Annotated in this window: 15 protein-coding genes; 6 read left to right on the forward strand and 9 right to left on the reverse strand. The window is 30.0% G+C overall.

The window, feature by feature from the left end; all coding sequences use genetic code 11:
* The first annotated feature begins 79 nt into the window (after window positions 1–79).
* Window positions 80–1,126, forward strand: coding sequence for a tetraacyldisaccharide 4'-kinase (gene lpxK, locus H6553_03245; protein MCB9032829.1), 1,047 nt, complete (start codon window positions 80–82; stop codon window positions 1,124–1,126).
* Window positions 1,127–1,265: 139 nt separating this feature from the next.
* On the opposite strand, the gene H6553_03250 is transcribed toward lpxK, so the two are convergent.
* Both H6553_03250 and H6553_03255 read right to left on the reverse strand, forming a co-directional pair.
* Entirely contained in the window at window positions 1,266–1,871 is a 606-nt protein-coding gene (locus H6553_03250) for a DUF255 domain-containing protein (protein MCB9032830.1), read from the reverse strand.
* Between the two features lie 19 nt (window positions 1,872–1,890).
* Window positions 1,891–2,430 carry a thioredoxin family protein gene (locus H6553_03255; GenBank protein ID MCB9032831.1) on the reverse strand — a complete coding sequence of 180 codons (540 nt, stop codon included), beginning with the start codon at window positions 2,428–2,430 and terminating at the stop codon, window positions 1,891–1,893.
* A 76-nt stretch (window positions 2,431–2,506) separates the two neighbouring features.
* On the opposite strand from H6553_03255, the gene H6553_03260 reads away from it, so the two are divergent.
* The gene (locus H6553_03260) at window positions 2,507–3,076 is read left to right on the forward strand and encodes a UbiX family flavin prenyltransferase (GenBank protein MCB9032832.1); all 570 of its coding nucleotides are present in this window, start codon (window positions 2,507–2,509) and stop codon (window positions 3,074–3,076) included.
* A gap of 6 nt (window positions 3,077–3,082) precedes the next feature.
* Here the strand turns inward: H6553_03260 and H6553_03265 are convergent, their stop codons facing one another.
* Both H6553_03265 and rnhA read right to left on the reverse strand, forming a co-directional pair.
* The gene (locus H6553_03265; protein ID MCB9032833.1) at window positions 3,083–3,829 is read right to left on the reverse strand and encodes a sulfite exporter TauE/SafE family protein; all 747 of its coding nucleotides are present in this window, start codon (window positions 3,827–3,829) and stop codon (window positions 3,083–3,085) included.
* Window positions 3,830–3,913: 84 nt separating this feature from the next.
* Window positions 3,914–4,372, reverse strand: a complete 459-nt coding sequence (gene rnhA / locus H6553_03270) for a ribonuclease HI (GenBank protein ID MCB9032834.1) — start codon at window positions 4,370–4,372, stop codon at window positions 3,914–3,916.
* 50 nt (window positions 4,373–4,422) lie between these two features.
* On the opposite strand from rnhA, the gene nth reads away from it, so the two are divergent.
* On the forward strand, window positions 4,423–5,058 hold the full coding sequence (gene nth / locus H6553_03275; GenBank protein MCB9032835.1) for an endonuclease III: 636 nt from the start codon (window positions 4,423–4,425) through the stop codon (window positions 5,056–5,058).
* Between the two features lie 42 nt (window positions 5,059–5,100).
* Complete coding sequence (locus tag H6553_03280) at window positions 5,101–6,135, forward strand: outer membrane beta-barrel protein (protein ID MCB9032836.1); 1,035 nt, start codon at window positions 5,101–5,103, stop codon at window positions 6,133–6,135.
* Between the two features lie 21 nt (window positions 6,136–6,156).
* On the opposite strand, the gene H6553_03285 is transcribed toward H6553_03280, so the two are convergent.
* The 3 genes from H6553_03285 to H6553_03295 form a co-directional block, all read right to left on the reverse strand.
* The gene (locus H6553_03285) at window positions 6,157–7,368 is read right to left on the reverse strand and encodes an NAD(P)/FAD-dependent oxidoreductase (protein ID MCB9032837.1); all 1,212 of its coding nucleotides are present in this window, start codon (window positions 7,366–7,368) and stop codon (window positions 6,157–6,159) included.
* Window positions 7,368–8,267: an AEC family transporter gene (locus tag H6553_03290; protein MCB9032838.1), complete on the reverse strand. Its 900-nt coding sequence runs from the start codon at window positions 8,265–8,267 to the stop codon at window positions 7,368–7,370. Before H6553_03290 ends, H6553_03285 begins: the two co-directional genes overlap by 1 nt.
* A gap of 65 nt (window positions 8,268–8,332) precedes the next feature.
* Window positions 8,333–8,860 carry a sterol desaturase family protein gene (locus H6553_03295; GenBank protein MCB9032839.1) on the reverse strand — a complete coding sequence of 176 codons (528 nt, stop codon included), beginning with the start codon at window positions 8,858–8,860 and terminating at the stop codon, window positions 8,333–8,335.
* Between the two features lie 111 nt (window positions 8,861–8,971).
* Between H6553_03295 and H6553_03300 the strand changes: the two genes are divergently transcribed.
* Together H6553_03300 and H6553_03305 are read left to right on the forward strand one after the other, a co-directional pair.
* Window positions 8,972–9,385, forward strand: a complete 414-nt coding sequence (locus H6553_03300) for a hypothetical protein (GenBank protein ID MCB9032840.1) — start codon at window positions 8,972–8,974, stop codon at window positions 9,383–9,385.
* A 78-nt stretch (window positions 9,386–9,463) separates the two neighbouring features.
* Complete coding sequence (locus H6553_03305) at window positions 9,464–12,403, forward strand: FAD-binding protein (protein MCB9032841.1); 2,940 nt, start codon at window positions 9,464–9,466, stop codon at window positions 12,401–12,403.
* A 267-nt stretch (window positions 12,404–12,670) separates the two neighbouring features.
* On the opposite strand, the gene H6553_03310 is transcribed toward H6553_03305, so the two are convergent.
* Both H6553_03310 and H6553_03315 read right to left on the reverse strand, forming a co-directional pair.
* Complete coding sequence (locus H6553_03310; protein MCB9032842.1) at window positions 12,671–13,417, reverse strand: hypothetical protein; 747 nt, start codon at window positions 13,415–13,417, stop codon at window positions 12,671–12,673.
* A 77-nt stretch (window positions 13,418–13,494) separates the two neighbouring features.
* Window positions 13,495–13,965 carry a hypothetical protein gene (locus tag H6553_03315; GenBank protein ID MCB9032843.1) on the reverse strand — a complete coding sequence of 157 codons (471 nt, stop codon included), beginning with the start codon at window positions 13,963–13,965 and terminating at the stop codon, window positions 13,495–13,497.
* Window positions 13,966–13,969 lie beyond the last annotated feature (4 nt).

Here is a 13,969-nt window from a genome sequence, read left to right on the forward strand (position 1 = left end):
TCTATTAAACTTCAACTGTGAGCATTCCAATTTTTACTCTATATTGTGATTAAATAAAAAAACCAATTTAATTTATATTTTGAATATTTTAATAAAATCTATATTATTTGTATTTGCACAACTATATGGTGTCATTATCAAAATTAGATATTGGTTGTATAAACATCACTTTATTGGTTCTACAAGTTTTGATGTGCCTGTAATTTGTATTGGCAATTTAAGTTGGGGCGGAACTGGTAAAACACCAATGATAGAATATCTAATTCAGCTATTGCAAGAACAATATCATATTGGAATTATTAGCAGAGGTTATAAAAGAAATACTACTGGATTTGTTTTGGCTAATTTACATCACTCGTATAATGATATTGGCGATGAACCTTTGTTGTTAAAGTACAAATATCCGAATGTAGCTATTGGTGTTGGTGAAGAAAGAATTGTAGCAATACCCAACCTAATTGCTATGCGTCCTCAAACCAATTTAATTATAATGGACGATGGTTTTCAGCATTTGTCTGTTCGTCCACAAGTCAATATTTTACTAACCACCTATCAAAATCCATTTTGGGAAGATCATTTAATTCCACTAGGAACGCTACGAGAATATCCAAGAGCAAAATCGAGAGCCAATATTATAATTGTTACAAAATGTCCAAAACATATTAATAAAACAGAGCAACAAGAGTTAATTAGACAAATTCAACCTAGTAAAAATCAGAGCGTATTTTTTTCCACTATACAATATCAACCTATTTACCATTTATTGAATGCAGAGAAAAATGATACTATACAACAAAATATAGTTTTAATTACTGGAATTGCTAATGCAGAACCATTGGTAGAACATCTTTCAAAACAATTTAATATTACACATCTAGAATATCAAGACCATCATGCTTTTTCTTTGAATGAATTAGAAAGAATTAAACAAACTTATCCTAATCAACAATGGATAACTACAGAAAAAGATGCCGTACGATTACTAGCACATAAAGATTGGTTAATAGAAAATAATATAGACTTATTCATTCAGCCAATAGCAGTAGAAATACTTCACAACCAAGATGATTTTAAACAACTATTAATAGACTATTTAGAGTTTTTTTATGGTAGAAACGCTTCTTAAAGAGTAAAATAAAGTAAAAATCGTCTTTTTTACAACTCTACTTTCTTCGTTCATAATTTTGAGGAGCAAAAAAATATATGGAATCTATGGTAACTTAAAAAAAGATTTCTACTTCCATTTATTTCAATGACGAATGCAATTAATCTACTCTTTTATAATTTGCTTTATATTGCTCAAAGTTATTGCCTTTGTATCTATACAGTTCTTTTCCCATAAAAGTAATTAGAGGTTCAAACTCTTCAACTTTTACATAACCTTTTAATGGAGTAACCAACTCAAACTTTGGTGTTAAAATAACACAAGTTGGATACGATAACTGGTTTTGCATAAAATACGCCGCTAATTCATGTATACCATTTCTTCCACCAGGTAACCATTTCCAAACTCTACCTTCAAATGCAATATCAGCTTTTTGTTCTGCATCAAACTTTACACAGTAAAAATTTTCGCTCATATATTTTGCAATATATTTATCTTGAAAAGTTTTAGTGTCTAATACTTTACACCAACCACACCAAGAAGTGTAGAAGTCAATAAAAAATTGCTTCGGATTGGTTTTATTTAACTCTACCGCTTCTTCAAAAGAATACCATTTTATAGTACCATCGTCTTTTAAAGGAGTTACTGGCTGTTTTACTTCTTCTTTAGTTACTACCGTTTTTTCTTTAGGTTTGTTATCTGTAGCAAACGAAAGAGCTGTTGTTAAAAGTAAAACGCTAGTTAGTATTGTAAATTTTTGTCTCATATTCTGTTTGTTATAAATGTTATTGTCCAGCTTGGTAAATTTGGAAATCAGTAGTTTTATATGCACCAGAAGTAAAGTAGCTTAACAAAACTTGCATTCCTTGTGCATCTTTATATCCAGGAAAAGTTTTTAATTTATTGCCTTCTTTGTCTAGTACAACAATTGTAGGATAACCTAATCTTCCGTTCATGCTACCTAAATCTAATGCCAACTGATTTACCGTTCTGTTGCCATTTTGTACTAAGTCGTACTCTTTTCCTTTAAACGAAATTTTTTGTTCACTTTCTGCATTCAATTTTACTTTAACAAAATTATCGTTCAATGTTTTTTCTACATTTTCGTCAGTAAAAGTATAATCTTCTAGCTTTTTACACCAACCACACCAATCAGTATAAATCTCTACAAAAATAAATTGCTTTTGTGCCGAAGTTTGAGCCAATGCTTTATCTATACTAGTCCAATTGTTTGTATTGTCATCTTTATTCTCTATAGAATTAGATGCAGATACGCTAAAAAGCATACCTATAAAAAACAATGGAAATAATTTTAACTTTTTCATTTTTAATTTGTTTAACTATGTAATATCAAATTTAATACCAATATTGCAATTATCCTTAAAAATAATGAAATAAAAGATGAAAACAAGGAAAGTTGTTATAGGAATTTCTGGTGCTAGTGGTGCTATTTATGCTAAATTATTACTAGAAAAACTGCAATTATTACAGCAAAGTCAAGCAATTACGGTAGGTGTAGTAATGAGTAACAATGCCAAGATAGTATGGAAAAGTGAGTTAAATACCAATTTTGAACCAATTTCAAGTTTTAATTATTACGATAAACAAGATTTTAATGCACCATTTGCTTCTGGTAGTGCAAAATACGATACCATGATAATTTGTCCGTGTTCTATGGGAACTTTAGGTAGAATTGCTCATGGAATTTCTAACGATTTAATGACAAGAGCTGCTGATGTAATGTTAAAAGAAAGAAGACAGTTAATATTAGCAGTTAGAGAAACACCTTTTAGCTTAATTCATATCAACAATATGAAAATGGTTACAGAAGCAGGAGCAATAGTTTGTCCAGCAAATCCATCTTTTTATAGCAATCCAACTACAATAGAAGCAGTAGCACAAACTGTAGTAGATAGAATTTTAGACTTAGCTAATTTTGAGCACCAATCGTTTAGATGGAATGATAAGTAAGCATGTTTAAAGCAATAGTTTTAATATTGTTTGAATAACTAAGAAACTTCCTAATAGCAATAATAAAATATAGATATAAATATTAAATTTTTCTACACTAATTCTTTGTCTAATTTTTCTACCAAGATACAATGCCAGCATCACCAACGGAAAAGCGAAAGCGTATAGTTTTACTATTGCTAAGGTCATTAAACCACTGCTAATTTGTCCTATAATAATCATAATGTCATTAGGAACAAAGTAAGCTTGTAATGAGCCAATAAAATAGTTAGGTTGCCAATTACTTAAAGTTCCGTATATTACTAAAGGCGGACCACCAGTATTAAATGCACCACCAAGAATACCAGCAATAAATCCAAATAAATAAGCAAAATTAGTGTTAATGATATGCTGGTGTTGTTTTCTAAATTTCCAATTATACACTACTGATAAAATAATAACCAGACCTAAAATTATTTTAATTGCATGTTCATTGCCATTTTTTAAAAAGAAAATTCCAATAGGAATTCCTAGTACAGCACCAAGTAATAAACGAATAACATCTTTCCATACAATGTATTGGTAATGCATTATCAACATAAAAGAAGACAAAAGCAAACCATTTAAAGTCATTAAAGGTGTAGCAGTTTGTGTTCCAAGAAATAGCGTAAGAATAGGCATGGCAAATAAAGCATCACCAAAGCCAAAAGTAGCATATATTAATGAACCAATAAAAAGTGTAATGATTACTACAATATAAAGTTCAATGGGCATTTAAAATTAGTTAAGACATTATAATAAATAGATTTCAAATAAATTTCTTTGCAAACTACGCAATTTTTTGGAATGACGAATTTCTTAATTTAATTGATTTTCATAAGCTTCATCTATTAATAAATTATCGCCATCAGCAGCTTGTGTAGCCAATTCATCACATCTTTCATTTTGCGGATGTTGGTTATGCCCTTTTATCCAAACCATAGTTACTTGATGTTGTTTATAAACAGCAAGAAATCGAAGCCATAAATCTTTATTTTTCTTTTTAGCAAAATCTGCTTTTTTTATCCAAGCAAAAACCCATTTCAAATTAATACTATCCACAACATATTTAGAATCAGTATAGATAGAAATTGTTAAATTTGGCTTTTTTAGAGCTTCCAATGCAACTATACATGCCAATAATTCCATCCTATTGTTGGTGGTTAGTCTATAACCAGCAGAAAGTTCTTTGTAATGTTTGTTGTGTTGTAAAATAATACCATAACCACCTTTGCCAGGATTGCCTCTCGAAGCACCATCTGTATAAATATTTATCATTGTTAATACTTAATTTGATATAATACTGTTCAAATTTATATCTTCGTTTCGTGACTAAGAAAGAAAAGGCAAATTTTATTTTAGATACCTTGGAAGAGTTGTTTCCAAATCCTCCAATTCCTTTACAACACAAAGATGCGTATACTTTACTAGTAGCAGTATTATTGTCAGCACAGTGTACTGATGAGCGAGTGAATAAAGTAACACCATTTTTATTTGATTTAGCAGATGATCCAGAAGCAATGTCGAAAGTAGCAGTGGAAGATATAAAAGCAATCATTAGACCATGTGGTTTATCGCCAAGAAAGTCTAGTGCTATTAGCGAATTATCTAAAATAATTGTTAATAATTACAATGGTAAAGTACCCAATTCTTTTGAAGATTTAGAAAAATTACCTGGCGTTGGACATAAAACGGCATCAGTAGTAATGAGTCAAGCTTTTGGTGTGCCAGCATTTCCTGTAGATACTCATATTCATAGATTGGCGTATAGATGGGGCTTAAGTAATGGTAAAAGTGTAGAACAAACAGAAAAAGATTTAAAAAAAATATTTGTAGAAGATAAATGGAATGCATTACATTTACAAATGATATATTATGGCAGAACTTACTGTAAAGCAAGAGGTCATGATATTAACAATTGTAGAATATGTAAAAAAGTTGGTGTCAAAAATAGAATAAATTAAAATTAATTGGTACTTTTATGCTAAACTTAAAAATTCGAGCTAATGAATAATGTTTTTAAAGTTTTATTGGGAATGATTTTATTAGGTGTAAGTGTTCAATCATTTGCACAAGGTGACGATGCTAAAGGACATCAAGTCGGTTTAGCAGTAGGACCTACATTTCCATTAACTGACCTAGGTGGTGCTAAAAAAACAGGAGCACCTTTTATTAGAGATATTGACTTTCCAGCAACTAGATTTGGCTTGGCAGCATTCTATACTTATAACTTTAATGAATGGGTTTCAGTAAGAGGTAATTTAATGTGGGCAATGTTGCATGCAGATGATGCCAATACAGATGGAGCACCTCCAACAATTAATAATAATCCAGATGATAGTTGGTTTAGAGCTAGAAGAAATTTAAACTTTACTACACATATAATTGAGTTTCAAGCAATGGCTCAGTTGAATTTAAAGAAATATAATCAACATGTTCATGGAAAAGGAGAAAAACAAAGATGGGCTCCATATGTTGGTGGTGGACTAGGGTTCTTTTGGTTTAATCCTTGGACAAAATATAATGGAGATAAAGTGAAGTTACAACCATTAGGAACTGAAGGTCAAGGTTTGTCAGGATATGGAAGTCCTTACAAAAAAATAGCACTAGATTTAATTGGTTTAGTTGGTGTTAAATTTAATGTAAGTAAAAGAGTATCACTTTCACTAGAAGGTTGGTATCATCAAACATTTACAGACTATATAGATGATGTGAGTACTAATTATATTGATCCAAGTGATATTCCTGCCTATGTTGCATTACATGGAGCCGAAGCACAATATATTCAAAATAGAGCTAATGAAGGGAAGTATGGTAGTACTGCCTATAATTTTGTGGAAGGTCAGTATGATAATACAGGTACGCTAATTACTACAGATAGAATTGGAGAGCAAAGAGGTGATGTTCAAGACAATGATCAGTTTTTACATATGCAAGTTACTGTAGCAGTGAATATAGGTAAAACTAAGATGAAAAATAGTACTTTCGGTTGTGGAACAAGATCTAAATACAAACATAAATTTAGCTGTCCAAGTTGGTAATTTTGTGATTTTTGTAAACGATTAATATACACTACTTGCTAATATATAAGCAGTCGTCCATGTTGATTGAAAATTAAAACCACCAGTTACACCATCAATATCTAAAATTTCTCCAGCAAAATATAAATTGGATATACTTTTGTGTTGCATGGTTTTAAAATCAATAGCATTTAAATCAACACCACCTGCTGTTACAAATTCTTCTTTAAATGTATTTTTACCATAAACACTTAATTTATACTGCGTGAGTAATAAGGATAATTCCATTAATGTATTATGGCTTAACAATTGATAAGTAGTAGTAATATCAATATTCAATTGTTGTAGTATTTGATGCCAGAATCGTTTGGCTAAATCATATGGTTTATAATTATACACTAAATGATTGCTATTGTTTTGTTTGTATATTTTTAACTGCTGAAAGCATTGCTCTGTATTTATATTAATAAAATTAATTTGAATAGTAGCATTATAATTGACTTGATGTAAGTATTGTGCTGCAAATCCAGATAGTGTTATAATTGCTGGTCCACTAATGCCTTCGTGCGTAATCATCATGTCACCAGTATTTTGGAATGTTGTTTCTAAAATTTGTAAATGTATATTGTTAATACTTATTCCTGCTAAATTTTGTAGCAGTTTATCATTCGACTTAAATGAAAATAAAGATGGATAAGGTTCAACAATTTGTACTCCTTGTTTTTTTAATAGTTGCCATATTGTTTTATTGCCACCAGCGGTGATAATTAATTTTTCTGCTGTAAAACGATTATTTGTTGTTTTAACTATCCAATTATCATCAACATAAAAATCAATTACTTTAGATGAAGTCAAATATTCAATATTATATTCTTTAGTATAATTTAAGAAGCAATCAATAATAGTTTGCGACTGATTACTTATTGGAAAAACTCGTCCATCTTTTTCTACTTTAGTTTCTACTCCATGATAATAAAGCCAATTCACCATGTCTTCACTATTAAACGAATAAAATGCACCAAGTAGTTGCTTACTTCCTCTTGGATAAAACTGAATCAACTCTTTTGGATTACTAATCACATTAGTAACATTACATCGTCCACCACCAGAAATTTTTACTTTACTAAGTACTGCATTGCCTTGTTCTAGAAGGAGTATTTTTTTATTGCCATGCATTTCTGCAATATTTATAGCAGCAAAAAATCCAGCAGCACCACCACCAACAATAATTATATCGTAATTAGCATCACTCATTATTGTAACAAGATAAGCCAAAATGCTAGCGTAGGAATACATAATAATATACCTAATGTTGGTAAATTTCCAGCTAACTCTTCATTTAAACCATATTCTGATGCTATGATTGAAGATGTAATCATAGGAGGCATGGCACACTCTAAAACAGTTACATCGTACATTAGTCCTTGTTTTTTTAAAACAATAAATAACAATACATATATAATTAATGGAGCAATAAGTAATTTGTAACTAATAGCAACTACAAAAGGTTTCCACTCTACCGATTTTAACTTTAGATGAAATTGCATACCTAAAGAAAGCATTGCTAATGGAACCATGAGCATACCTATATAATGTAAAACATCAAATAATGTTCCAGTGATCCATGTTTTTGGAATGATTAAACTGATGATAAAACAAATAAATGGTGGGAATTTAAACAATCTATCTGCTATCACTTTAAATGAAAAATTACCAGAACTTGCGTACACGGCAACCAAAATTCCAAGCGTACTCATAATAAGAAATGAACCAGGTTGGTCTACAAAAATAGCGTATTGAATACTTTCTTTCCCATAAAAATGTTCAAGTATTGGAAATCCAACAAAAGAAGTATTGCCTAATCCACAAGAAAGAATAATACAAGCCATAGTCGCCTTACTAAAATTAAATATTTTTCCCATGATGATAGCAAATGCAATACAACAGAAAAAGATTATCCACGCAGAAGCAATTGGAAATACTACACTCGAACTGAGTTCTAAAAAAGGAATTTTAGTCAATGTAATAGCTGGTAATGGTAAATAGATAATAAATTTATTTATTTTTTTATATAGTGTTTTTGGCGTAAAACTAAATTGTTTTACTATCCAACCTAAAATAAATAAACTTACTAATAGTATAGGATAAGCCATAATTGCCTTGCAAAAGTGCAAAGATTTATATTAACAAACTGCTATACTTTATTTTTCAGTACTTATTAATAGATAATAAAATGTTTTTGGTATTTAGCATTATTACTATCTAACCAAATCATCGTCATTTTTTTAGGAATATTAACTTGACTAACGGATTGATAGGTTTTAAAAATTCTGTCCCAAAATGCTGTAGTAACACCATGATTGAATTTTGGATTGCCATAGTGATGAAAAAAATGGTGTTTACGCATTCTTAAACCATAACGAATTAATGGAGCTTTAACATGAAATCTTCGATGAGTAATTTCATAGAGGATATACATAGTACATATTCCTAAAGCAAACGAAAAACCTGTTGCTATATTAAAAGGAAGTGCTAGCAAAAGCGTAGCAATACTTAATACAATTATTGCCAAAATTATTTTCTTGTATAACGGAGCAAAATAATCACCTAAACGATGATGCATTAAATGTTCTTTTTTAACTAAAGCGTTTTTTCTTTTCTTGTGACCTAAAAATCGATGAATACAATATTCTAAAAAAGTCCAAGTAATTATTCCAAGTGTAAAAAATAGTATATATTTTATCATTTATAAAAAATTTAAAGCCAATAAACAGTCATTTAAAAATAATAAAATTTCATTAAACTAAAACTAATAATTAAATTAATTTGTTCTACCTTTGCTACAAATACCTTTTATATGTCCTTTAACCCAAGACATACTGCTGTTCCTATACTTATATTAATGTTTGTTTTTTCCGCTTATTATTCTAAAGCTGAAGATAAAACAACTACTACCAAAGCAGGTACTGTTTGGAAAATTGAATTAGAAAAACCAAATCTCGTGCAAAATGGTGTTAAACGACAAATTTATTATTTAATTTTATTTATTGATGGAACTTATATGCAACAAATTTATATTGAACCAGAAAATAAAGAAAATTTTATGGGTGTTACTTATTTTGAGTTAGAAGGTAAGTGGACAAGCAACGATAAAGAATTGATACTAGAAGAGCAAGGTGAAAAAAGAACCATCGACTATGAAACTTTTTATTCTAAGTTCGAAAATGTTGATAATATCATTTACACGCCACCTACAAAAACTAAAAAATAGTTTTATAATCTTTAATTCTATACTAATTAATATTTAAGCAGGTTTTCTCAATACTAAGTTTTGTACTTTTATCGTTTAATGGATACATTGGTAAATAACGAACAGCTTATAGCACTACAACAGCAATTAGAAGGTGAGCTCTTTTTCGATGAAAAAATGCGTATTCTCTATGCTACAGATGCTTCGGTGTATAAAATTTATCCTTTAGCCGTTTGTTATCCTAAGTCAGAAAATGATATTCAACTGCTCATTCAGTTTGCACATCAATATAAAACTTCTTTAATTCCAAGAACTGCTGGTACTTCACTTGGTGGTCAAGTTGTTGGTAAAGGTATTGTGGTAGATGTATCTAAGTATTTTACCAATATTTTAGAAGTTAATGAACAAGAAGCTTGGGTTAAAGTGCAACCTGGTGTCATTCGAGATGAGTTAAATAGATATTTAAAACAATTTAATTTATATTTCGGGCCAGAAACTTCTACTGCAAATCGTGCTATGATTGGTGGAATGGTTGGAAACAATTCTTGTGGTACGAATTCAATTGTCTATGGTTCTACACGAAATCATGTATTGTCCTTAAAAGCTTTTTTAAGCGATGGTTCTTTCGTAGAGTTTGCTTCTATAAGCAATACCGATTTTGAAACAAAAAGACAAATCAATTCATTAGAAGGAAAAATATATCAATTTATTTATGATAATTTATCTCAACAAACTATTCAACAAGAAATAGAAAAAGAGTTTCCTCATAAAAGTATTCATAGAAGAAATACAGGTTATGCTGTTGATGCATTACTAGAACAGAAACCTTTTACGGAAAATGGCAGACCTTTTAATTTGTGCGAATTAATCTGTGGTTCTGAAGGAACTTTGGCTTTTATTACAGAAATTAAACTCAACTTAGTAAACTGTCCACCAAAAAATAAAGTAGTCGTTGCTGCACATTTTCAAACGCTACAAGAAGCTTTAGAAGCAACAGTTATTGCTATGAAATTTCAACCAACTGCTTGCGAAATCATCGATAAAGTAGTGTTAGATTGCACCAAAGCCAATAAAACTTATAGCAAAAATAGAGCTTTTATAGAAGGTGATCCAGCAGCTATTCTTTGTGTAGAATTTTCTTACGACGATTTAAAAGATTGTTTACAGAAGGCAAAGCAATTGCAAATGACTTTAGAAAATGAAGACTTAGGTTATCATTTTCCATATTTGCAAGCAGATGATATTAATAAGTTGTGGAGTTTGAGAAAAGCTGGTTTGGGTTTATTAGCTAATATTCCTGGAGATAGTAAAGCTATTGCCAATGTAGAAGATACAGCAGTTCGTATTGAAGATTTACCAAATTATATCGCCGATTTTAAAGCGATGATGGATAGCTACAATCAAGCTTGTGTGTATTACGCTCATGCTGGAGCTGGTGAATTACACTTACGACCTATTCTTAATTTAAAAGATAAAAAAGACAGAGCTGATTTTAGAAATATTGCTTTAGACACTGCAAAATTGGTTAAAAAATATGGTGGTTCTTTAAGTGGTGAACATGGCGATGGTATTGTTCGTGGTGAATTTTTACCTTTGATGATTGGTGAAAAAAACTATCAACTATTAAAAGCATTAAAGTTTTCGTTTGATGAACACAATATCTTTAATCCAGGGAAAATTATAGACACAGCTCCAATGGATGTCAATTTGCGTTACGAAGAAAATCAAGTAACCAACCAATTTGAAACGGTCTTTAATTTTGATGAAGAACAAGGCATTTTAAGAGCAGCAGAAAAATGCAATGGTAGTGGCGATTGTAGAAAGTTGGCTGAGAGTGGAGGAACAATGTGTCCATCGTATATGGCTACTAAAAATGAAAACGATAGCACAAGAGCAAGAGCCAATATTCTACGAGATTTTTTATCTAATTCAACTCAAGTCAATAAATTTAATCACAAAGAAATTTACGAAGTAATGGACTTGTGTTTGTCTTGCAAAGGTTGTACTTCCGAGTGTCCTTCTAATGTAGATATTCCTACACTTAAAGCAGAGTTTTTATATCAATATTATAAAGAAAATGGAGTTCCGTTTAGAGCTAAAGCATTTGCAAAAATTGCCAAGCTTAATAAACTAGGAGCTATGGTTCCATCTGTTACTAATTTTATGTTTACTAATGGATTTATTAGTAATCGCATAAAAAAAATCTTAAAAGTTGCACCAGAAAGAACTATGCCATTAATTGCTAAAACAACTTTAAAAAAGTGGTATAAAAAGAATATTAATAATATCAATCAATTAAAAGAAAAGAAAGGAAAAGTTTATTTATTTATTGATGAGTTTACCAACTATAATGATGTTGAGATAGGAATCAAAACGATACAATTGCTTAATAAATTAGGTTTTGAAGTAGATTATTTACAGCATGAAGAAAGTGGAAGAACCTATTTGTCTAAAGGTTTGTTAGATGAAGCTCAAGTATTAGCTAAGAAAAATGTAGCTGTTTTTAAAACATGGATTAATAAAAATACACCATTGGTAGGCATTGAACCATCTGCAATTTTATCTTTTAGAGATGAATATCCAAGATTGGTAGACAAATCTGAAGTGCAAGCAGCTAAAAAATTAGCAGCACATTGTTTAACGATTGAAGAATTTTTGTTTCAAGCAGTAGAACAAGGAAAAATAAAAGCAGCACAATTTACTACCGAAGCAAAAAATATTAAGTTGCATGGACATTGCCATCAAAAAGCATTGAGCAATATGGCACAAGTAGCAATGATATGTGCTTTGCCTACAAATTATCAAGTAGAAAATATTCCAAGTGGTTGTTGTGGTATGGCTGGTAGCTTTGGTTATGAAGCAGAACATTATGATGTTAGTATGCAAGTAGGAGAATTGGTTTTATTTCCAGCTGTTAGAAATGCTAGTTCTGAAACAATAATTGTAGCATCAGGAACATCATGTCGTCATCAAATAAAAGATGGCACACAAAGAGAAGCGATTCATCCAGTAGAATTATTATTAGATGCGTTAGTGTAGAGTGTTTAATTATTGATTTTAATAATTGTGTATTTAGAAACGAAATAAATTAGAAATCTTGGGTGTGTAAATTATTAATGACAATAGCTGGTATTGAGTAGTAAGTTTCTTTTAATAGTAGAGTTGTAATTAACTACAAATAAAAAATAGAGCACCAAAAAAATGCTCTATTAACAAAGATAATTATTAAAAATACATATACTAATTGGAATTAAATCTCACAATAACTGCTCTTGTAGAAGCTATTATAATAAACACTATCAAAATTTAAAATTCTTCGTAAGTAAAAGTTTCTGAAATTTCGTAGTCTCTTATTCGTGATGTTGGATAGCCATTGAAATTACCTTCTATTATATAATTTTTGACTTTTAGTGGATAATATTCAGTTGCTTGTATTTCTATAGTTGGCAGTAATGCATTCATAGAATTATTATAATAAAAAATAACACCTGTTATATAAGCTTCTTTTTCAAATCCAGTAATATAAAATGGATTTTTTATAGTAGCAGATAGTTTGTATTTTATTTTCAAAACCTCTGGTGAAACAGGATTGTCTTTATAATACAATAGCACACTATCTCCACCATATTCGTTTCTAAAAAATGACTCATCAATGTATATTCTTTTATCTACAAATCCATTACGATTATAAGTTACAGTAGTATTAGTATATTGGGTATTATATTGCACTATGTTAAAATTGTTACATTCAATATTCATAGCACTATATAAAGAACCATCTGAGTTTTTAGAAATGATACTGTCTAATGATTTATCGTTTTTATAGATGAGATAAGCAGTACGATAAACTAAACCATCTTCTTCCATCACAACTTTGTCCATTTTATTAAAACTGTTGTATGAAATGGTATATTTGAATATACTACTATTATGTTTAACAGTATAAGCTTTTAATCGAGTGCCATGTAGTGTTGCGTCTGTTGGCGTATCTTCTTTTTTGCATGCTGTAAAAAATAATGCAAATACAATGGATATAAAAATTATTTTTTTCATAATTATTTGTTTTTAAAAATTAATATTTTTTTCTTCCAAGCAGTGTCTCTCATAGAGGACGCTGCGTTATAATCTATTTAAAAATTTATGATTGCACTATTTACAGTTGTAGTTGTAGTACCTGCACCTGTAGAAGTCAAATTAATATTACTACTAATGGTAATTTTGTTGCCACTAACATTTATAGTATAACTTACGCTATTGGGATCGAAAGTTAATCCATCTACACCAATATTTACTTTTCCTGTTGGAGTGGTAGCATACGAATAATCATCTACGGTAAAAGTGCCACCAGCTTCTGCTTCTGCTTGGTTGTGAAAAGTAATTTGAATTAATTTAAGTGGATTGTCTTGCTGACAAATAATTGAATAACTACCATTTGAAAATGTTTGTGTTTCAGTGTTTCCTGTGTATTCAACACCATCAATTTTAAACGAACCTGTTTTACCTGTACTGTTCGTGTCTGTATTTTTGTCATTACTACATGCTGTTGTAACAATAGATAATGACATTAATACGATTAGTGTGATTTTTTTGATTGCTTTCATTGTT

The sequence above is a fragment of the Chitinophagales bacterium genome, from assembly GCA_020636535.1.
Classification (GTDB): domain Bacteria; phylum Bacteroidota; class Bacteroidia; order Chitinophagales; family JADIYW01; genus JADJSS01.

What these genes read in the sequence shown, in the direction of transcription:
- H6553_03250 (MCB9032830.1), bottom strand. Translation starts at nt 1,871, where the DNA reads ATGAGACAAAAATTTACAATACTAACTAGCGTTTTACTTTTAACAACA.
- H6553_03255 (MCB9032831.1), bottom strand. Translation starts at nt 2,430, where the DNA reads ATGAAAAAGTTAAAATTATTTCCATTGTTTTTTATAGGTATGCTTTTT.
- H6553_03260 (MCB9032832.1), top strand. Translation starts at nt 2,507, where the DNA reads ATGAAAACAAGGAAAGTTGTTATAGGAATTTCTGGTGCTAGTGGTGCT.
- H6553_03265 (MCB9032833.1), bottom strand. Translation starts at nt 3,829, where the DNA reads ATGCCCATTGAACTTTATATTGTAGTAATCATTACACTTTTTATTGGT.
- rnhA (MCB9032834.1), bottom strand. Translation starts at nt 4,372, where the DNA reads ATGATAAATATTTATACAGATGGTGCTTCGAGAGGCAATCCTGGCAAA.
- H6553_03280 (MCB9032836.1), top strand. Translation starts at nt 5,101, where the DNA reads ATGAATAATGTTTTTAAAGTTTTATTGGGAATGATTTTATTAGGTGTA.
- H6553_03285 (MCB9032837.1), bottom strand. Translation starts at nt 7,368, where the DNA reads ATGAGTGATGCTAATTACGATATAATTATTGTTGGTGGTGGTGCTGCT.
- H6553_03290 (MCB9032838.1), bottom strand. Translation starts at nt 8,267, where the DNA reads ATGGCTTATCCTATACTATTAGTAAGTTTATTTATTTTAGGTTGGATA.
- H6553_03295 (MCB9032839.1), bottom strand. Translation starts at nt 8,860, where the DNA reads ATGATAAAATATATACTATTTTTTACACTTGGAATAATTACTTGGACT.
- H6553_03300 (MCB9032840.1), top strand. Translation starts at nt 8,972, where the DNA reads ATGTCCTTTAACCCAAGACATACTGCTGTTCCTATACTTATATTAATG.
- H6553_03305 (MCB9032841.1), top strand. Translation starts at nt 9,464, where the DNA reads ATGGATACATTGGTAAATAACGAACAGCTTATAGCACTACAACAGCAA.
- H6553_03310 (MCB9032842.1), bottom strand. Translation starts at nt 13,417, where the DNA reads ATGAAAAAAATAATTTTTATATCCATTGTATTTGCATTATTTTTTACA.
- H6553_03315 (MCB9032843.1), bottom strand. Translation starts at nt 13,965, where the DNA reads ATGAAAGCAATCAAAAAAATCACACTAATCGTATTAATGTCATTATCT.